We start from the raw sequence: 20,429 nt of genomic DNA on the forward strand, positions 1-20,429 counted from the left end.
TCGTGGCGGATGTGACTTTTTTCCAGGAACTTTTCACCGGCCTGAACAGAGGCCTTGGCATGAGTCTGCTGCTCATCGTTCCCTCTGCCCTGGGTGGTGTTGTCATCGGTATTACCGCCGGGGCCATAAGGGCCTTTGGCAGCAAAACATCTGCAAGGATCGGGGACGGGTATGCCGCCCTTTTCCGGGGAACTCCCCTGGTTGTTCAGCTATTCGTGCTCTATTTCGGGCTTCCCAACATTGGCATCTATTTTTCCCCCTACTGGGCCGCTGTCACCGGCTTTATCCTGTGCAGTGGTGCCTACCAGTCTGAATATGTGAGGGGTGCCCTTTTGTCCATCCGGAAGAATCAGTACCTTGCCGCCGAGGCCCTTGGTTTTACAAGGATTCAGACCCTTGTCTGGGTCATCATTCCCCAGGCCATGCGCCGGGCACTTCCCGGTTGTGGCAACGAGATCGTCTACCTGATCAAGTACTCGTCCCTTGCCTATGTGGTCACCTTCATGGAGCTGACCGGGGAGGGCAAGACCATAGCGACCGAATATTTCCGATTCACAGAGGTGTTTCTTGTGATCGGGTGCTATTACCTCGTGCTGGTATCCCTGGCAAAGATCATCCTCAGGAAGGCTGAACAGGCCCTCCATGTGCCGGGTTTTGGATAACCGGCACGGCCGGAGCGAGGTATTTGCTCTCGGCCACAACGAAGCATGAAACTCGACAGTAGTAGGCAGGCGGGAACGGGTGTTGCCCTGAACGGATTAAATGGCAACGGTGGACACGAGGTCCAAGGAGTTGCCATTTTCCTCGGAGCAGGCCATGGACGGCCTGCGAGAATGAGAGAAGGGTAACACCCGTTTCCGCCTGCCGGTCGAAACTATTTTCATATAACGGCCATGTCGGCCTGCCGACACAACGAAGCATGAAACACGATAATACCGGGCAGGCGATAGTACCATTCCGCCCTCTTTGGTTACCCTGACCGGAACGGTAAACGTCGGGGGAATTTCTGCCCTTCCAGACTAAAGCGCAGGAACTGCGGGCTAAAGTCCTCAAACAGCCTGCGCTTCTTAACGCCTGGAAGGGCAAAAATCCTAACCCCTTTGGTTTACAATGTTCCAGTCAGGGAAACCAAAGAGGGCTCTAAAGTCGAGACTTTCACAATGATGTTTCGACAAGAGTTTCTTATAAACCGGCACGGCCGGAGCGAGGTATGGCTCCGGCCTCAACGAATTTTGAAACACCTTCATTGACAATGCTTTGGCGAGTGTTTCATATAAAAAAAATGGGCATGGCCGGAGCAGGTCATGGGAGTTATTGCTCTGTGCCCATGCGATGCTGGCCCGAGTAGACATAAAGCCCCTCATCCCGAACCGATGCCAGGGTCATTCCCAGCTGGTTTGCCAGGTCAAGGGCCAGGGCCGTTGGCCGTGACATGCTGATGACGATCTCAATGCCGGCCCGGGCGGATTTCTGGATCATCTCATAGCTTGACCGGGACGAGAGAACCGCAACCCTTGCCTCTGACAATCGTTGTTCAAGAAAAAGTTTGCCAATGGCCTTGTCAAGGGCGTTGTGCCTGCCTGCATCTTCGGCCGTGGCGATCTGTTCAAGCCGATTGTTGAGAACGGCCACACCATGGGAGGAAAAGCATCTTCTCCTCAGCTGCTGGATGGTCTTTAACTGGGATGCGGCCGCCATTGCCTCGGCAAAGGAGATCTTCATGGTTGACGGTACCGGCGTCAGTAATTTCCCCAGATCGTCAATTATTTCCCGCCCGCAGATGCCGCAGCTTGTCTGACTCACGCGGCTTTTATTCCCAAGAATGGCGTTGACCTGTTCGTATCGTGCCTGGGTGAGCATGATTGCCGCAACATTGGAATTTTCACCGTCACAAAGGGCAATGTCTCTAATATCTCCGGGATGGTCCACGATGCCTTCAGCAAGGCAGAATCCTGCGGCATGGGCCCGCTCATCCCCCGGGGTTCGCATGACCGTGGCGTAGGTTTTTCCCTGGATGTTGATGGCCAGGGGTTCTTCCTGGATGAGTTCCAGATCAATGGGCTTGATGCCGCCTGGAAGGTAATACCGGGCAACGATGGGTGTCAGCATTCGGTGAAGCGCGTCTTTCTTGTCCATTTCTCTCCAATTTCTGATTTGTGTCCTAGCTCAACCAGTGGCAATTGTAACTGACATGTTGAAAAAAGGACATGAAAATCCATATCATTTACCGGAATGATTCTGGGGCTTGAAAATATACTGTGGATTCATTAAATGAAAAAAAATTTCTATCTGGATTTGCATTCAAGCTAACGGTGTGTTAGTGGAATTAAAGGTATGATTCGCTGCCGGTTCTACTGTATTTCACAAGCGTGTAGTCCTGACCCCAAAAATGGAGGCGATATGGAAAATGTGTGGATGAGTTCCTATGGTGAAGGCGTTCCAGGGAATCTTGATTATGAATCGATCACCATGCCCGATATGCTGAAGCGAAACGCAACCAACCTTCCCAAGGGAAGAATTATTGAGTTTGCAGGCACCCGAATAACTTTCAAGGCGTTTGACGAAGAAGTAAACCAGGTGGCCAACGGCTTTATCGCCCTTGGGGTGGGAAAGGGAGACCGGGTGGCCCTGCTGCTGCCAAACATTCCCCAGATCGCCATTGCAACCTATGCAGCATGGAGGATAGGAGCGGTGGTTGTCATGAACAACCCTCTTTACAAGGATGCCGAACTCATTCACCAGTTCAATGATTCAGGAGCTACCCTGCTTGTTGCCCTTGATCTGCTTGTGCCGAGGATGCTGGCCCTAAAGGAGAAAACCGGGCTGAAAAGCATCATCGTGGCCCACACCCGGACCTACATCGGCTTTCCCAAAAAGCAGTTTTTCAAGCTCATGGCAAGTGACCAGCACATGGATTTTCCTCCCCAGCCTGACCTCATTGAATGGTCTACGCTGCTCAAGAGTTACTCCAAGAAATCGCCGTTTACCCAGGTTAACGGCCAGGATATTGCGTCCATCCAATACACTGTGGGTACGACAGGGCGGGCAAAGGGGCTGGTGCTGAGCCATGACAACCTTTCCAAAAACTGCCAGCAGGGCATTGCCTGGTTGACCCTGATAAAGACCCAGAAAACGGTTGTTCTTGGCTCTTTGCCGATTTTCCACTCGTTTGGACTGTTTGTGCTGAACCTGTGCGTGCGGATGGGGGTGGAAATGGTGATGCTGCCCCTGGCAACAACCGAGGAGGTCATCAAGGCCATTCCAAGGAATGGTGTAACCCTTTTTCCGGCGGGTGCCACCCTGTTCATGGATATTCTGAACCACCCCCGGTTGAAGCAATATGACCTGTCGTCCCTTGAACTGTGCATTTCAGGGGCGGCTCCCTGTCCCCTTGATGTGCTGGGCCGGTTTGAACAGCTCACCGGTGCCCCCATCCTCGAGGGGTATGGACTTTCCGAGGCAAGCCCCGTGGTTGCCATGAACCCCCTGAACGGGAAGAACAAGCCCGGTACCGTGGGACTGCCCTATCCAGACACCGTGGTGAAGATTACCGATGTTGAGGATCCGGACCGGGAGATGGGCATTGGTGAATTAGGGGAATTGACAGTCAAGGGCCCCCAGGTGGCACTGGGATACCATAACCTTGACGAGGAGACTGTCCGGACCTTTAGAAAAGGATGGCTTCACACCGGGGACGTTGCCACCATGGATGAGGAGGGTTACATCACCATTGTGGACCGGATCAAGAATCGCATCGTAACCGGTGGCCAGACGGTTTATCCAAGGGAGATCGATGAGGTGCTTTTTTCCCATCCCAAGATCGTGGAAGCCTGTGTCAAGGGCGTACCTGATTCTACCCTCGGAGAGGTGGTCAAGGCTTTTGTGGTCATAAAACCTGGCGAGGTCCTTGATGAAGCGGACCTTCATACCCATTGCAAAAATCACCTTGCCCCCCACAAGGTCCCGACGATTTTTGAGTACATGGACGAACTGCCCAAAAGTTCTGTGGGTAAAATACTGAGAAAGAGACTTTAAATGTTATCCGGGGCATTGATGCCCATGCAAGAATCAATGCCCCGGTAATACCGGCAACTTTTAGGTGTTAGATTCCATACTCCTTGCCATAGGTGTCAATGACAAAGTCGATGTCCTTGTCTCCCCGGCCTGACAGGTTGACAAGGATGGTCTTGCCTTTACCCTCGTCTCTGGCGAGTTTTATGGCATGGGCAACGGCATGGGCGCTCTCAATGGCCGGAATGATTCCGTCGCTCCTTTAAAGGGAGAAAAAGGCATTAATGGCCTCCTTGTTGTTGGCCGTCACGTAGTTGACCCTGCCAAGATCCTTGAGCAGCGAATGTTGGGGCCCCACGCCTGGATAGTCCAACCCGCTTGCAACGGAATAGACCGGAAGGGGATCGCCGGCTTTATCCTGTAGCAGGTAGGAATGGAAGCCATGGAGGGTGCCGGGCTTGCCCAGGCTAAGGGTTCACTCAAAAATAAATTACCAATTTTGGGGGTCAAGTCGCCTGCCCTGCAAGGCGTGAAAATACAGGCATATCAGGAATACGCCGAATTTTCACAACGCGTCAGGGCTGGATGAATTGGCCTCCAAAATGTAAAGTTATTTTTGAGTGGGCCCTAAGGGTTGCCGCATGTTCACCCACTTTGAAGCCGATGCCTGCAGGTTCTACCCCGTATCTGTTGACGTGGGTTTTTTCAAGAAAGGCGGAAAACAGACCAATGGCATTGGACCCGCCCCCCACACAGGCAACCAGGTTGTCGTGGTCCCTGCCGGTCATTTCACGGAATTGCTGTTCCGCCTCAATACCCACGATTTTCTTAAAATCCCTGACCATCATGGGAAAGGGATGGGGTCCAACCACCGAGCCAATGGCAGGCTATTTCTGTTTCTATATGTAGAATCAAATACCGGATGAAATTTTAAAAACCAACCTTTTTATTTGTTCACGAATTTTTCACATAAATTTCACCCGGGTTTCACCCGCCCTGATTTAAATTGATCATGGACCTTGAATGGCGGTATGGATGCATCTCTGGTGAAAACAGGAGAAAGTACTGAAAAAAGAGGGGATAGATGCTATATCTGATACTGGGGCGTGGCGTGGAAAGGGTGGTTTTAACAGGGACGCATCCAGAGCGTCTTATGGGAAATAATATACAGGAAATGGGACGGTTATGGAAAAAATAAGGGTACTGATTGTCGAGGACAACCAGGATATTGTGGAGAATATGGCCGATTTCCTCGAAACAAAAGGTTTTGTGCTGGATTTTGCTATGGATGGCATCGGGGGCCTTCACCTTGCCATCACCAATCCATATGACGTGATCGTTCTTGACATCATGCTGCCGGGCATGGATGGCATTACCCTTTGCCGGAAATTGAGGCAGGATGCTAAAAATATGACCCCTGTTCTGATGCTCACGGCCCGGGATACCCTGGAGGACAAGCTTGTTGGTTTTGACTCAGGGGCTGACGATTATCTGGTCAAGCCCTTTGCCCTTCAGGAACTTGCGGCAAGAATCCAGGCCCTGTCTGGACGGAGAAATCGGGGAACAAGGACCCTCCAGGTGGCCGATCTGGTCATGGACGTGGGAACCCTGGAGGTTCGCCGGGGCGAAACCCTGCTTGAACTCAACAACACCTGTACGTCCATACTCAAGATTCTTATGGAGGCATCCCCGGAAGTTGTGACACGCAGCCGCCTGGAGCATGAACTCTGGGGGGACGATCCGCCGGACAGTGATGCGCTTCGCAGTCATATGTATACCCTCAGAAAAAAAATAGACAAACCCTTTGATGCCGCCCTTGTGGAAACGATTCATGGAAAGGGGTTCCGGCTGAAGGAGTATTCATGAGCATCGGCCAGAAAAATTTTGGACACGGTCCACAGGCCAGGGTGCGGACGGATGGGGTTTCCATGAATTTCCTCGGCAGCATTCGTTTCAGGATCATTGCCACCATCCTGCTGTTTGGGTTTGTACTGATTCTGCTTAACTCCAGCATCACCTTTTTTTTCATGGGCAAGGGCATGACCGGGCTTGTTAAAAACCTGCTTGCCACGGAAGTCGAATATTTTGAGTACCGCTATGGCCAGGACAGAACCACCCCCCTTCCCCATTCGAAATATATCCGGGTTTTCAGGGGGATCAATCAGGTGCCGGAACGTTTCAGAAATCAGGTCAAGGCCTTGTCCCTGGGCATCCACAGCATTCGCAGGGAACACCCCATTCACATTGCAGTGATGGCGTTTCCCGACACAAAAGATCGGTTTTACCTGTTTTTCCACGGCCGGCAGTTCATGGAGGAAAACAACATCATAAGGCCCGGCCAGGTCATTCTGATTTCCATCGCTGTTCTGCTTGTTCCCGGCATTCTCCTGGGAATGTTCACCTCGAGGGCCGTCCTTGCCCCCATGGGGCGGCTCATGGAAAAAATTCGGGCCTTGAAACCCGAGAATTTACCTGCTTTTTTTTCGGATAAAACTGAGACCAACGAGATTGGTGTCCTCACCACCACCCTGGAACAGACCATGTCAAGGATTCGGGAGTTCATCGACCGGGAAAAAGAGTTCACAAGGGATGCAAGCCATGAGCTTCGAACCCCCCTGACCATTGTCAAAGGGGCGGTTGAGATTATTGAAAGCCAGCCTGAAGCTGAAACCAACGGCCTGATAAAACGTCCCCTTGCCAGGATAAAACGGTCTGTTTCGGAAATGGAGCAGACCATAGAAACTTTTTTGTGGCTTGCAAGGGAGGATGTGGATTCCAAGGGTCGATGCCGGGCAGGTGAGGTGGTGGACCGTGTTGTTGAGGGCAGCCGGCACCTGCTCCACGGTAAAGCCGTGAAAATCGAAGTCAGGGTTGATCCTCAGGTGGAGATCGCGGTTAAGGCGGAGATTCTTCATATTGTTATGGGAAATCTGCTTAAAAATGCCCTGGATTATACCCGGGAAGGTAAGGTGATCCTTATTGTTGAACCGGATTTCCTTGAGGTGTCAGACACGGGCATGGGCATTGACCAGGGTCGGATTCAAGCGGTCACCAACGCCCATGTAAAGGGGGCGACAAGCTCGGGGTTTGGCCTGGGACTTAACATTGTCAAACGCCTGTGCACCCGGTTTGGCTGGGACATGGATATTGCCAGCCAACCGGGCAAGGGCACCCGGGTCAGGATTCTGTACCGAACTGCCATGGCAGACAGGGCGCTGCATGGGTAAACTGCCCGCAACCTGTCTGGGGTGCAGTTGTTCTGGCGAAAATATTTTCAGTGTTCATTGCCGGCATAAATCCACATGGGTTCTGTCCTGCCTGCCCGTTCAAATCCCAGAGTCCTGTAGAACCCGATGGCATTGCCGTCTGCGGTCAGCATTTGCTGATGAAACGACCTGTAGCGTTTTTGCAGGGCTTCCATCATGGCCCGTCCAACGCCTTTTCCCTTGTGATCTGGATGGACCAGCATGTGGGGATAATAAACCACCAGGCTACCGTCGGATATGGCATTGCCAAGGCCAATCAATTTTCCTGAAAGCCTTGCAGTAACCAGGGTGTCCGAATTCCTGAGTGCCGGGAGGAGCTGGTCTGGTTTTTCTGCCGAAGACCAGCTGTTTAATCTGTATAGTTCAATCACTTCCTCTGTTTCAATCGTGTCTGCCAGTCGTATTTCCATGGTTTAACAATCCTTTTGTCTGTTCTGTCTGCTTCCGCCATCGATGATGGTATGGTTTGTCTGATATTAAAGAGAATAAACTTCTTATTTTTATGTGTCAATATAAATTATATTCTGTTTATTTAATTTTTATGAGTATGTTGTTCTGTATGATCCCGTAATCCATTCCCAAATAGCCGAAACGATGATCAGGCTCAAATGATCGTAAACGACCTTTGTGTTGTTCGGCATATGTTTTATATAACATATCGAATTTATTATGTTTTTATTGACATCGACGTAAAATTGATGTCAATTTAGACGAACAACACAATGTTATCTGCAAACGGGGTGATCACAGGGCAGATAGTGTGATCTGTCTCCAATTTTAATATTTTGGATATTAAGGAGGGTGTAAAGAATGAAATTTACACGTCGTCGTTTTTTAAAACTTGCCGGAATGGGGGCTGCAATACTCCCCCTTGGCCAGTTGGGAATAAACCTTGGACCGGTCCAGGCCTTTGCCGCCGGCATGAAAATTGACGGAGCAAAGGAGGTCGTTTCCATCTGTCCGTTCTGTGCGGTTACCTGTCATTATATCGCCCATGTCAAAGACGGCCAGATCGTCAGCACTGAGGGTGATCCTGACTATCCCGTCAGCGAGGGTGCCCTCTGTGCCAAGGGTGCGGCCCAGCTTTCCATGATTAACAGTCCCCATCGTTTGCTAAAGCCCCTTTACAGGGCCCCATTTTCAGACCGTTGGGAGGAAAAAAGCTGGGACTGGACCCTTGACCGCCTGGCCAGAAAAATCAAAGAGACCCGTGACAGCGATTTCAAGCGCGTCAATGCCAGGGGAGAGCAGGTCAACCGTGTGGAATCCATCTTTCACCTGGGCTGTTCGATCATGGACAATGAAGAGTGTGCCGTTGTGCACCAGGCAGCAAGGGGGCTTGGGCTGGTCCATTTCGACCACCAGGCGCGTATCTGACACAGCGCAACAGTTGCGGCTCTGGCAGAGTCGTTTGGACGTGGCGCAATGACCAACCACTGGATTGATCTTAAAAATTCAGACTGCATTTTTATCATGGGCAGCAATGCAGCCGAGCACCATCCAGTCAGCTTTAAATGGATTTTACGTGCTAAAGACAATGGCGCAAAAATCATGCATGTGGATCCGAAATTTTCCAGAACTTCCGCCAGGAGTGATTTCCATGTCCCCTTAAGGTCCGGTACTGACCTTGCCTTCCTGGGTGGGCTGATTAATCATATCCTTGAAAATAAAAAATATTTTGCAGAGTATGTCACCGAATATACCAATGCCGCTTTTATTGTAAATGCCGGCTTTGAGTTCAAAAATGGAATGTTCTCAGGCTATAGTGCCGGTGACAGAAAATATGACAAGGGTACATGGTCGTTCCAGAAAGATGAAAACGGCGTCCCCCTGCGGGACAAAACACTCCAGGATAAAAATTGTGTGTTTCAGCTGATGAAGCATCACTACTCCAGGTACAATTTAAAGGACGTTTCAAAGATCACCGGTGTTTCAAAGGAAAACCTGCTCAAGGTATGGGAAACCTTTGCTGAAACCGGAAAAAAGGACAAGGCCGGTGCCATCTGTTATGCACTGGGATGGACCCAGCACACGGTGGGTGTTCAGAATATACGTGCCAGCGCGCTGATCCAGCTTCTTCTGGGTAACATTGGTGTGGCCGGCGGCGGTATTGAGGCCCTGCGTGGTGAACCCAACGTTCAGGGCTCAACGGACCATTGTATCCTCTGGCATATCATTCCCGGATACCTGCCCATGCCCCAGGCACAGTGGAACACATTGGCGGACTATAACGAGGCCTGCACGCCGGTCAGCAATGACCCCCAGAGTGCCAACTGGTGGCAGCACAAGCCTGCCTATATGGCAAGCCTGCTCAAGGGGTGGTTTGGAGAAAAAGGAACCCAGGAAAACGGATTCGGTTACAACTGGCTTCCCAAGGTCGATGCCGGTGTTGACTACTCGTATCTGTATATTTTTGATCATATGTATAACAGTAAGATTAAGGGCGGATTCATCTGGGGAACCAATCCTGCCCAGAGTGTTCCAAATTCCAACAAGGTCAGAAAAGCCATGGACAATCTGGACTGGGCCTGTTTTGCGGAAGTCCACCACACCGAGTCAACGGATTTCTGGCACAGGCCAGGGGTGGACCCAGGCAGCATAAAAACGGAATGTTTTCTACTGCCTTCGGCCAACCGTGCGGAAAAAGAAGGGTCCATCACCAACAGCGGCCGGTGGCAGCTGTGGCATTACCAGGCAATCAAACCCCAGGGAGAATGTCTGGCCCTGGGTGACATGTGCGTAAAGATCACAAACGCCGTCAGGCAGTTGTACCGCAGTGAAGGCGGTGTCTATCCGGAACCCCTTCTGAATCTGGATTTTCCCGCCTATTACGATCCTGAAAAAATTGCCCAGAAGTGTAATGGGTGGTTCACCAGGGACACAGAAATCAAAGGCAAGCTGTACAAGAAAGGGCAGCAGGTCCCCAGCTTTACCGCCCTCAAGGACGATGGTTCCACAGTCTCTCTGAACTGGCTGTACGCCGGCGGCTACACAGAGGAAGAGCCCGGCAGAAAATACAACAAATCCAAACGTCGGGATTTTTCTCAAACGCCGGAACAGGCAGCCATCGGGCTGTATCCCAACTATTCCTGGTGTTGGCCGGTGAACCGTAGAATCCTCTACAACCGTGCATCCGTGGACCTGAACGGGCAACCCTGGGCTCCCCACAAGCCGGTTATTCGCTGGGATGGCGCCAAATGGATCGGTGACGTTCCCGACGGCGGCTGGCCACCCCTTGCATCGGGAAAGGGCCGGTATCCGTTTATCATGCACACTGAAGGCCACGGCCAGCTGTTTGGCCCGGGGCGTAAAGAAGGGCCATTCCCCGAGCACTATGAGCCCATTGAAACACCGGTGAAAAAACATCCGTTCTCCGATCAGCTGAGCAACCCCTGTGCAGTAATCTTCCATGGTGAGATGGATAAACTGGCAGAACCCGCAGACAAACGTTTCCCCATTGTCTTGACCACCTACAGTATGACCGAGCACTGGTGTGGCGGTGGTGAAACAAGGAATTCTCCCCCCCTGCTTGAGGCAGAACCCCAGCTCTATGTGGAGATGAGCCCTGAACTTGCCAGGGAAAAGGGTATCCAGAACGGTGAACCCGTTGTGGTTGAAAACCTCAGGGGACGGGTTGAGGCCATTGCCATGGTCACCATCCGCATGCGGCCGTTCACCATCCAGGGTAAAACAGTTCATGAGGTGGGCATGCCGTTCTGTTTCGGCTGGACCACCAAGGGATGTGGTGATTCCACCAACCGGCTGACGCCGTCTGTGGGCGATCCCAATACCACCATTCCTGAATTTAAAGCCTGTCTTGTCAATGTCAGAAAGGCCGATAAATTAAAGGAACTGGATGCCTAGTACCGTCTGGGATATTTTTTCAGTACAGGTGGCTGCTTGTACTTTAATCAAACAGCTGCCTGCCCAAAACAAGGAGCAAAGAAATGCCTAACGCTTTTTTTATAGATGTATCACGATGCACCGCATGCCGCGGATGTCAAGTTGCCTGTAAAGAGTGGCACGGACTTCCGGCTGTCCGGACCCGGCAGCAGGGAACCCATCAAAACCCCCCGGATTTAAACCCTTTCAACTATAAGGTCGTTCGTTTTAACGAACATCTCCATGGAAATGACCGTGGGCATATTGTGTGGAATTTTTTTCCAGATCAGTGCCGTCACTGCGAAGAACCTCCCTGCAAATATATTGCAGACGATTACCAGGAAGGTGCTATCGTCAAGGACCCGGTAACCGGCGCGGTTATCTATACCGAGCTGACCCGTAAGCTTTCCCAGGAGGCTTTTGAAGAAATTCGGGATTCGTGTCCTTACAACATCCCCCGCCGAAATCCTGAAACGGGAGCCATCGTCAAGTGCGACATGTGCAATGACAGGGTTCGCAACGGGCTTGTTCCCATGTGTGTGGCAACCTGTCCCACGGGAACCATGAATTTCGGTTCCAGGGAAGAGATGATCAAGCTTGCCCATGAACGGCTCGATATCGTTAAAAAAGAATTTCCAAAGGCTCAGCTTGTGGATGAGGACTTGGTCAATGTTATTTACCTGATTACCGATGCGCCTGAATTTTATGCAGATAATGTCGTTGCCGACGCAAAACAGATGCCGGATCCTTTGACCCGGAAAGAATTCTTTGCTAAGCTGGCCCAACCCATGAGGGCTTTAAAGCTGAAAGTATGATGACCCAGGGTCCCCAGACAAAATAAATCCGGTATTTGCCCCTGTGCAATCTTATGGAGAGATTACCGCTCTGGGACTTACATTTATAAGAAAGCCGCTCCACATTTGTGGAGCGGCTTTTTCTGCCAAAGGAATTCAAATATGACCAATGAACGTATCCGCCATGACAAATCATCCCGGGGGATAAAAAAAGCCCTGGAGACCATGGCCGGCAACCGACCGGAACTTGAAATTCTGGTTGACGCCTTTGGCCCCCTGCTCATTGCCAAGGCTGCCTTTAAGGAAGATCATCCCCTGCCCGAAACTTTAAAGGCTGATGATTTTCCCTTTGACCTGAACCGTTTCGCCCAGGGGGAGTCCCTGTTTACAACCATCGGATTAATGGACTTCCATGGGGATTTCAACGTTGCTGCAGAATGCCTTTTGCCACCCATGAAAACCGCATTCAAAGGCATTGAGCAGGACCTTGAACGAATTGAACAGGGCTTCTCAGCCGCAGCCCTGGACACCCGGGAATGTATCCAGGCCTTTGTGGATGATCAGCAGGCAGTCTTAAAAAAACAGGCAGGACAGACGGGTGCATCCTTTGAGGTGTTTAAATTTGTTATGGGGCAGCTTACCCGGCCGTTCATGGAGATGCAGGCCGAGGTGTTTGCCCCGCTGACCCAGGGCCTTCAATGGCTCCACGGCTATTGTCCCGTCTGTGGTTCTCCTGCCGCCATTGCAGGGCTTTCGGGTGAGGGGGGAAAGCGGTGGCTCCAGTGCTCCGTCTGTGACCATGAATGGCGTTTCAACCGTCACACCTGTCCCGGGTGCAATGACAACGACCACACCCGGCATGAATATTTTTTTGATCAGAACAGCCCGGTCAAGGCCGGGGAGCGTGTTGATGTCTGCCACAACTGCAACACCTACCTTCTGACCATTGATCTTCGCCAGCGGATTGACCCTGTGAACATGCAGGTGGCCTCACTGGGAATGGTTCCCCTGGACATCCTGGCCCGGGGCAAAGGATTTACTCCCCTGGCGTTAACCCCCTGGAATTCATTATAGCAGCCATGGCCGGAACAGTAATTTTTTGTTCCGGTCGTCACATGGCCTAGAACCACATGGATGAATTTGTAAAAATTATGAAAGCAACTATCCCGTTATCGGACATCTGATGTCCGATAATGGGAAATTCAAGGGGATTTAAAGACATCTGAAGTCCCTGTCCCCTGTTTTATTAATACCCCATAGCGCTATTGATTCCGGCCTGTGAGGTTTGCCATCAATCTGGAATATCCTGTGAATCGATTTAATACAGCGGCACTGATCATTCGAACCGCAATATAGATTAAAAGGAACGATGCAAAATAATGCACAGAGTTGCCCAGGAGCGGGAGGGTCACAGGCAATTCCAGGGGGGCATCGGCAAAGCGCATGTGCACCCAGGCAAGGGCAAAGGGCATGGGCCAGATGGAGACACAAAAAATGGCTGCACCCAGTGAAAAAGAATAGCCAAAGGCATCAAGGGCCTGGCTGTTAACCGCTTTATAACTCTCTTTGTCCCCCATTTTCAGGGCTTTTTCAGAAAGATTGTGATTTCGGTCCATTTTTTCCTGGAGTTTTCTGATGTATTCCCTGTTGAAATATTTTACCCCGATCGCAGAGATATCGCCAAGGATGAAACAGTACAGGGCCAGGACTATCGTGCCTAGAACATACCCGGCTGCCGGTGGGGACAGCCACCTGAAGGGGGCGATGAACCAGGGGTCAATCATAATGAGTAACGGTGTAAGTGAGTTCATGAAGAAAAGCTCCGGGTGTTTGGCCCGGAGCCCTTTATAGGCGCAAGGCCGATTAAATGTTAACCAAACATTCTATAGTTAAAGAAACCTCTTAAAACATAGTCCACACCGACATACAGTGCGAGCACGATGAACAGGCGTTTAAGCCAGAGGTCTGAAAAGTATTTGGATGTCCTGGGTCCGATAATTGAACCCACTGCGACACCGGCAAGTTCCAGCCCAATCAGGGCCCAGTCAAACTGGACACCCTTTGAGATCAGGGTAACAATGCTGGTGATCATACTGATGAGTACGGCCAGGGCAGAGGTCCCTGCAGCCAGATACATGGGCAGTTCTGCAACGCTGGTCAGGAAGGGAACCAGCAGAAAACCGCCACCCACACCAAGGAATGCAGCAATGGCGGAAATGACCACGCCGCCCACAAGGGGAATCAGGGGATTGAATTTGAACTCAACACTGTAAAAGGTAAAACAGACCTGGGTCAGTGAAAATTTTGTTATTTTGACGCCCAGTGACGATACATCAACTTTTTCACCGCTTTTTTGTTTTTGAACGGTTTCCTCAAAGGCCTGGGCGGCGGCCTTGGCATTTTTCTTACTGGCCTGTCCTTTGGAAGAGGTCTCATAGAGCAGATAAAGACCCAGTGCAAGGACAAACACCCCAAAATATCCCTGGTACTGGGAGAATGAGATCTTGCCGGCACTCAGGGAAACAGATCCCCAGGCACCCAGTATGGATCCGACACCCAGGGAAACCGCAAGGGGGACAACAAGGCGGCCCATTTTATAATAATTAAACGACGAAATAAGGGCCGAAAATCCCACCAGGTACTGGTTGGAACCACGAATCGAGTCGGTGATGGCCTTGTTCAGAGAAGGTGCCGTTTCCTTGAAGGACTTTGCGTACCCGCCGAGACCGAAGATACTCATATGCCCCACACCGGCCATGACTCCGCCAAAAGCGCCCACTGTAGAGAAAATCCAGCCCACCCAGATTGCCCATAAAAATGCCACAATCAGGTTGACCTGCGGGGCACCCGGGATACCCAGAAACCCGGCGGGCAGGCTGGTATCGACCTGGCCTTTGTCTGCACCAGTTGGTGCCGCCGCGATGGCATCCTGCAGTTTGCCTGCAAAAGCAGGTTCCATCCATAACCCAACAGACAGGGCCACCAACACCACAAAAAAAATAATCTTATTCTTTTTTGCCACAACACACCTCCAGAGTAATTGATAAGTCCATCATCATGCAAATCTCGTTTGTATTCAATCTCTGGAAGCTGCCTATAGCAAGACTTGTGCCAATGGCAAGAGGTGTGCGGTTAAAGACTTGAATCGGTCTTATCATGGCCGGAACAGAGGATGTCTGGTCATAATCAGGCATTTAGCTATTTTCCAAAGCTGCATCTGGGAAATTTACATTCCTTGCAGGAAAGACAGAAGGCCCCGTGACCCATGCGTGCAAGATCCCGGCGCGTAATGCTTTCTTGAGCCAGAATTCGTGGTAATACAAGGTCGAGGCTGGTGGTTTTGAAATAGAGGGCACAGGCTGGAACGCCGATCACCGGGATTTTTTCGATGCGGGCAAGAAGGGTCATGGCCCCCGGTAGAATCGGTGCACCATAGAGCATGTCGGTTGCGCCAGCATCCACAAGCCCCTGGCGGGTCACATCGTCCGGGTCAACGGAGAGCCCGGCTGTTGTGATCAACAGGTCAGCACCACCGTGAATCAGCTGGCCGATCCCTTCTGTTATTGCCTTTCTGTCGTCGGGTACAATAACCGATCCAGCCACCTTACACCCAAGGGCTTCAACTTTTGATTTAATAACCGAACCAAATCCGTCTTTAATAAGCCCCTGGAACACCTCGGTGCCGGTAATCAATATACCGACGTTTGCCCTACGCATGGGCAGCACTTCAAGGATGGGTTCGTCGCCCAGAACGGCCATGGCCTTCTGGAAGTTTGTTTTTGAAATATAAAGGGGAATGGCACGGGTTCCCCCCAGCTGGCGGCCCTTTGATACTACGCTGTAGCCTTTGCGGGTGGCACACATGACATCAGGGACCATATTAAATCCTTCCAGCAGATCCTCACGAATTTTGAGCAGGCCGTCCCTGGCAGCGGTAAAGGTGACCTTGCCCTCACTGGGCTTTTCCGTGAAGACAACCCCGGTGCCGGCCATGGCGTGGGCGAAGGCAAGGGCGGCATTGTCTTCGTGGACCCAGCGATCATCGAGTCCTTCAGGATTGTCCAGGTAAACGCGGCTTTTGCCCATGGTCTGCAGGCGGCAGACATCCCCCGGGGTGACCACCTGGCCTCGCTTAAAGGCTGCTCCCTTTTTCTCTCCGGGAATGATTCGGGTCATATCATGGAGAAGCACGGCTCCTTGAGATTCTTCAACGGGTATGGCGATCAGGTGGGGAGCGGGGGAAGCAGATTCCGGTTCATCGGAGATATAGGGTGTTTGCCCCTGGCATCCCCTGCAGATGGTGCCGTGGCGCATGGGAAAAGCCTCGCCGCATATGGGACAGTTAATGGTTTTTCCAAGCTCTCTTTTTTTTAAATACCGGGGATGGACCTGGACGGGTTCACTGGAAAAAAGATCTGACCCTGCAATCCTTATCTGCTCACGCAGCAGCGGGGTGTCCTGTTCGGCCTTGGGTTTGAGCTTGTAAAACCAGTTCATGATTTCCTGCCAGGGTTTTATTTTGGCAGGGTCCAGGAACACGCGGACCCCGGTGCCTTCAAATTTATCGTACAGGGTCAGGGCAAAACGTCCCAGGTTGACAACTTTCAACCAGGCATTGCCGGTGGTGCAGAGGGTGAGCATCTGAATGGCGTCGGGAAGGCAATAGGAGGTTTCACAGATGGCATCAAACAAGATTCCCCGGGGAAGCTGTTCAAGTGCAAGATCAACCATGCGCCCGCCAATGATCAGGCCGGGCGCGGGATATCCGTGGAAAGAGGTGATAAAGTCGAAGTACTCTTCATAGGTGTAAACATTTCCACTATGGTCCCTGCACCACCGGGGGGTATCAGAAGGTTTTTGGGTCTTCAGGTCTTCAGGTTTTGTTTTCATTTATTTTCCTTGATCGTAATGCCGTTTTTAAAAAGTATATCAGATTGAACCACTACATTTTTATGGAGTTTACGGAACTGTTCAACAAGTTCCAGGGCAAAGGGAACAAGCTGTGATCCCCCACCCGAGGCCCCGCCTTTGCTACGGACAAGCAACGGAGATCCCAGCCTTTCTTCCGTGGCTTTTATTCTGCCCCATACGGCCCGGTAGCTCATTTTTAACTCTTTGGCCGCAGCCTGCAGGGAACCCAGTCTGTGGACCGCTTCAAGGATTTTAAGTCGCCCCAGTCCAAAAACCACGGCGCCACCTTCATCTTCTATCCATATCTTGGACCGCATGAAGAGCTGTTTCCCTTTTACTTCTGGCATCTTGATTTTCCTGTGGGTTGTTCATAATTTGTCAAAAAAAATTATTTTGACTGCAAAACGCTTAAATCGTTGTGTCAATATTGACATCACGTGGTTTTGAAATAACCGATTGATTAAACAATGTCAATAAATTAACTAAATGGTGTTCATTCCATTGATTCAACGAAGAAGACGGTTGTTCCTGTGTTATCGGCTGATAATGACGCATCGGGATTTTTTCCCGTCCATTTTGATAAGTATGGGTGCCGACAACCTTACATGACGTAAATATTGGGTTTCACAGACAGCCTCGCATTCTTCAAGCCAGGTCCAGTCTATGAAATCTGGATTGGATTCCTGGGAATTCCTGGTAAGTTCATTCACGGTGATATAGGGAATTCCCAGGGATGTGATATTATGAAAAAAATGAGATCCTTGTGAGGGGTCTGCATTGAGTTGCTCGTTTCTTAGCTCAATGATAGCTCCAATACCGGAAATGGCATGCCATTTAACCGGTATGCCCAGCCACCGGTCAGATCCTCCCCAGCGTCCAGGACCAATGAGAAGGTAACGGCGATTTGCTTCAACCAGGCTGGCATTGATTCGACAGATCTCTTCAGCGATTTTAAGGGTTGCATCCACGGAAAAAGTCTGGGGTGTGACATAGACGATATCTGTGATGTCTTCTACAATTCCATTGCCAAGGGCTGCTGAAGAGTAACAGAAGGCAGCGTTGATATCCTGCTGGGAGATATGGGTTGTCTGCTGTTTCTCGTGGCCGGCCATGGACCGTATTTGCAGAAAGTGGAAATCGCTGGGTTGCTGTTGCCCTGGATAAAGATTGACGGAAAATTCAATTTCAACAGGTCCGCCAAATTCTTTGCCGCCAAGGTCAAGAAGATCGGCAAGCAGCGGGGCAAGTGGTGGGGAGTTGTATTTCAGGATACTGGCAAAGGTCAATAGTTTCGGACCCGAAGCACTCCAGGTGTCACGAATGCGGTTCTCATCCGGAATATAGGTGCTGGAGAGGACCTGCACCGGGTAGTCTTCCAGGGCTTCGTCCAGGTTGCGCTTTTCAAGATTTGAATACCGCCCAAAATTGAGTTCATCGGAGTAATCGTTTGTCTTCAACGCATAAAAGGTTGTCTGGGCATTCTTCAGGATATCGTCAACCAATGAAAACTGCGGCAGAATTTGCGGGTTGCCCGGAGAAAACCGCAAACATTTTTCACCGTCCACCACTGTCTTCCCAAGCCCCAGGGCAATGTGGGCAATGCCATCTTCGGATTTCATGCGGGAAAAAGGATAGTAATCAATGGATTGAGCGACTCCGGATACGGCAGGATAAAAATAGTCTCCATGCTGCTGACCTGCAAGGGCCTGGACAATGACCGCCATGGAATCATGAAACGGATGGCTGGAGGTGCTCCGGTGGAACGCCTTGGCATCATCGTAGTAGGTGGAGGCAAAGACAAGCTTGATGGCGTTGGCCAGATGGCAGATCCGCATGGACAGATCCGGATGATTGTTGGGAATCTTATAGGTTTTATAAAGACCTGCATAGGGCTGAAAATGGGCATCTTCCAATTGGCTGGATGAGCGTACCGCCAGGGGGACCTTGAACTGGGATAAAAATTTTTTGAGCTGCCGGATCAGCCATGAAGGCAGTTCTGCACGAAGAAAAACATTAACCACCTCTTCCACGGAATGCTTCTGACGTTCAAAATTTTCCAGGTTGTTTTGGGTAATAAACGCCTCAAAAACATCCGTACACAGGACCAGGGTCTTGGGAATCTGGATCCGGAATTTTGGATGGTTCTTATGGATGTCGCTCGCCTGTTCCAGAAGTCCTGACATGAAAGCCAGGCCCCGACCTTTGCCTCCCAGGGAACCTTGGCCGATTTTGACAAACTCTTTGACATCTGAATCAAAATAATTCTCGTTAAACGTCGACACCACACCCTTGTTCTTGAATTTTCTCAACTCGTGGATATTGGTTATGATAAACTTTCTAAGTTCATCCGGGCTGCTGAAATCATCGCTTTTGCAGGCTCTGAATTTCAGGGCAAGATCGATTTCTGACCGGGCCATGAGCCAGGATGAAAAATGATCCCGATCGGCATGGTAGACGAGGGATTCATCGGGAATGGTGGGCAGCTTTGATTCCAGTTGCATCAGGGTGGTTGCAATGTCTATGTTACGGCCATTGGGCATGCAGAAGACAAAATTACCGAATCCCAGATGGTTCAGGAAAAACAGACGGGTTGAATGGACTAGGTTGGGATGATTCTTGTCTAAAAACAGGGCTGGAATCTGGTCGGCTTTTTTACTGTTTTTTCTCTCTGAACTCATCAGGAGTAAGGGAATACCGCGGATCTGGCGGCGGATGTTGGAAAACAGTTTAATGCCGGCTTCTGGATCAAGACTGCCGTTTCTGGGAAAGCGTGTATCCGAGATGATGCACAGCAAAAAATCCTTGTAACGTTCATACAACGCCTGGGCCTGCTCGTAATTTTTTGCCAGGAGCAGTTTTGGCCTTGCACGCATGGTTAGAAGCTTCATGCTGTCATTGAGATCCGTTGCCAGAAGCGCCTGGGTCTGGGTAACAATCTCCTTGTAGATGATGGGCAGCATAAAAGAATAGAACTCGGGACAATCCTCCACCAGGATAACGACCCTCACATTGGCCAGACGAGTATCGTTGTCAACATTGATATGATCTTCAGCATTTTTGATGAGGGTGATCAGAAGGTCGGAATTGCCTGACCAGATGAAAATAGTATCTATGCCGTTGACGCACTGGGAATCATATCCCGCCGGAAGCGCCCTGATGCTTGGAGAAAGGAGAATGACCCTTAGATCAGGCTGAACAACCTTGATCTCCCGGCCCAGGGAAAAAATATCCGTTTCCTTCAGGTGGGGCACGATAAGAACCAGGTCAAACCGTTTTTCAGCCAGCAAATCAAGGGCTTCCCGGGCTGAGGAGGCCCCGGTGATTACCGGCGGATAGCGCAGGTTCAGTCCGCTGTATTCATTGATTATCTTGGATGCAAGACTGCCATCCTCTTCCATGTTGAAAATATTATAGGGGCTTGAAATCAGGAGAACTTCCTTGATCTCATACGTCATGATCTCCCGATAGATGTTGGAACGGGCATGATACTTACTGACCAGTTTTGTATTTTTTTCGTTCCTCGTCATGCAGTGCCTCAGTCAGAGAATTGAACCTCCATATGGAT

Annotated in this window: 17 protein-coding genes; 9 read left to right on the forward strand and 8 right to left on the reverse strand. The window is 50.7% G+C overall.

The genetic code is table 11. From position 1 onward, the window contains the following. The first annotated feature begins 2 nt into the window (after nucleotides 1-2). Together HRM2_RS01640 and HRM2_RS27480 are read left to right on the forward strand one after the other, a co-directional pair. Nucleotides 3-662, forward strand: coding sequence for an amino acid ABC transporter permease (locus HRM2_RS01640; protein ID WP_041273555.1), 660 nt, complete (start codon nucleotides 3-5; stop codon nucleotides 660-662). Nucleotides 663-707: 45 nt separating this feature from the next. After that, a complete protein-coding gene (locus tag HRM2_RS27480) occupies nucleotides 708-848 on the forward strand; it encodes a hypothetical protein (protein ID WP_232364168.1) in 141 nt (46 codons plus the stop codon). Nucleotides 849-1,311: 463 nt separating this feature from the next. On the opposite strand, the gene fdhD is transcribed toward HRM2_RS27480, so the two are convergent. Beyond that, nucleotides 1,312-2,136, reverse strand: coding sequence for a formate dehydrogenase accessory sulfurtransferase FdhD (gene fdhD / locus HRM2_RS01645; protein ID WP_012662707.1), 825 nt, complete (start codon nucleotides 2,134-2,136; stop codon nucleotides 1,312-1,314). Nucleotides 2,137-2,400: 264 nt separating this feature from the next. Between fdhD and HRM2_RS01650 the strand changes: the two genes are divergently transcribed. Beyond that, complete coding sequence (locus tag HRM2_RS01650) at nucleotides 2,401-4,035, forward strand: long-chain-fatty-acid--CoA ligase (protein ID WP_012662708.1); 1,635 nt, start codon at nucleotides 2,401-2,403, stop codon at nucleotides 4,033-4,035. A gap of 409 nt (nucleotides 4,036-4,444) precedes the next feature. After that, the gene (locus HRM2_RS26890) at nucleotides 4,445-4,600 is read left to right on the forward strand and encodes a hypothetical protein (RefSeq protein WP_187149321.1); all 156 of its coding nucleotides are present in this window, start codon (nucleotides 4,445-4,447) and stop codon (nucleotides 4,598-4,600) included. Here the strand turns inward: HRM2_RS26890 and HRM2_RS01660 are convergent. Continuing rightward, complete coding sequence (locus HRM2_RS01660; protein ID WP_202944678.1) at nucleotides 4,587-4,859, reverse strand: hypothetical protein; 273 nt, start codon at nucleotides 4,857-4,859, stop codon at nucleotides 4,587-4,589. The genes HRM2_RS26890 and HRM2_RS01660 overlap by 14 nt on opposite strands. A 337-nt stretch (nucleotides 4,860-5,196) precedes the next feature. On the opposite strand from HRM2_RS01660, the gene HRM2_RS01665 reads away from it, so the two are divergent. Together HRM2_RS01665 and HRM2_RS01670 are read left to right on the forward strand one after the other, a co-directional pair. Then, entirely contained in the window at nucleotides 5,197-5,877 is a 681-nt protein-coding gene (locus HRM2_RS01665) for a response regulator transcription factor (RefSeq protein WP_012662709.1), read from the forward strand. Next, nucleotides 5,874-7,238 (forward strand): sensor histidine kinase, encoded by a 1,365-nt coding sequence (locus HRM2_RS01670; RefSeq protein ID WP_012662710.1) that lies wholly within the window; start codon nucleotides 5,874-5,876, stop codon nucleotides 7,236-7,238. Before HRM2_RS01665 ends, HRM2_RS01670 begins: the two co-directional genes overlap by 4 nt. 47 nt (nucleotides 7,239-7,285) lie before the next feature. Here the strand turns inward: HRM2_RS01670 and HRM2_RS01675 are convergent, their stop codons facing one another. Then, the gene (locus HRM2_RS01675; protein ID WP_012662711.1) at nucleotides 7,286-7,687 is read right to left on the reverse strand and encodes a GNAT family N-acetyltransferase; all 402 of its coding nucleotides are present in this window, start codon (nucleotides 7,685-7,687) and stop codon (nucleotides 7,286-7,288) included. 400 nt (nucleotides 7,688-8,087) lie between these two features. On the opposite strand from HRM2_RS01675, the gene fdnG reads away from it, so the two are divergent. The 3 genes from fdnG to HRM2_RS01695 all read left to right on the forward strand — a co-directional run bounded on the left by fdnG (nucleotide 8,088) and on the right by HRM2_RS01695 (nucleotide 13,027). Next, nucleotides 8,088-11,141 (forward strand): formate dehydrogenase-N subunit alpha, encoded by a 3,054-nt coding sequence (gene fdnG, locus HRM2_RS01685; protein ID WP_012662712.1) that lies wholly within the window; start codon nucleotides 8,088-8,090, stop codon nucleotides 11,139-11,141. Between the two features lie 83 nt (nucleotides 11,142-11,224). Then, nucleotides 11,225-11,974, forward strand: a complete 750-nt coding sequence (locus tag HRM2_RS01690; RefSeq protein ID WP_012662713.1) for a 4Fe-4S dicluster domain-containing protein — start codon at nucleotides 11,225-11,227, stop codon at nucleotides 11,972-11,974. A 141-nt stretch (nucleotides 11,975-12,115) separates the two neighbouring features. Further along, a complete protein-coding gene (locus tag HRM2_RS01695) occupies nucleotides 12,116-13,027 on the forward strand; it encodes a formate dehydrogenase accessory protein FdhE (RefSeq protein WP_012662714.1) in 912 nt (303 codons plus the stop codon). A gap of 188 nt (nucleotides 13,028-13,215) precedes the next feature. On the opposite strand, the gene HRM2_RS01700 is transcribed toward HRM2_RS01695, so the two are convergent. The 5 genes from HRM2_RS01700 to HRM2_RS01720 form a co-directional block, all read right to left on the reverse strand. Next, nucleotides 13,216-13,764, reverse strand: coding sequence for a hypothetical protein (locus HRM2_RS01700; RefSeq protein ID WP_012662715.1), 549 nt, complete (start codon nucleotides 13,762-13,764; stop codon nucleotides 13,216-13,218). 59 nt (nucleotides 13,765-13,823) lie between these two features. Continuing rightward, nucleotides 13,824-14,975, reverse strand: a complete 1,152-nt coding sequence (locus HRM2_RS01705; protein WP_041272985.1) for a sulfite exporter TauE/SafE family protein — start codon at nucleotides 14,973-14,975, stop codon at nucleotides 13,824-13,826. Nucleotides 14,976-15,151: 176 nt separating this feature from the next. Next, nucleotides 15,152-16,843, reverse strand: coding sequence for an FmdE family protein (locus tag HRM2_RS01710; protein ID WP_012662717.1), 1,692 nt, complete (start codon nucleotides 16,841-16,843; stop codon nucleotides 15,152-15,154). Next, nucleotides 16,840-17,211, reverse strand: a complete 372-nt coding sequence (locus tag HRM2_RS01715) for a winged helix-turn-helix domain-containing protein (RefSeq protein WP_012662718.1) — start codon at nucleotides 17,209-17,211, stop codon at nucleotides 16,840-16,842. Before HRM2_RS01715 ends, HRM2_RS01710 begins: the two co-directional genes overlap by 4 nt. 186 nt (nucleotides 17,212-17,397) lie before the next feature. Beyond that, a complete protein-coding gene (locus HRM2_RS01720; RefSeq protein WP_012662719.1) occupies nucleotides 17,398-20,391 on the reverse strand; it encodes a PEP/pyruvate-binding domain-containing protein in 2,994 nt (997 codons plus the stop codon). Nucleotides 20,392-20,429: the final 38 nt, after the last annotated feature.

Origin of the sequence: Desulforapulum autotrophicum HRM2 (assembly GCF_000020365.1) — a bacterium.
GTDB lineage: Bacteria > Desulfobacterota > Desulfobacteria > Desulfobacterales > Desulfobacteraceae > Desulforapulum > Desulforapulum autotrophicum.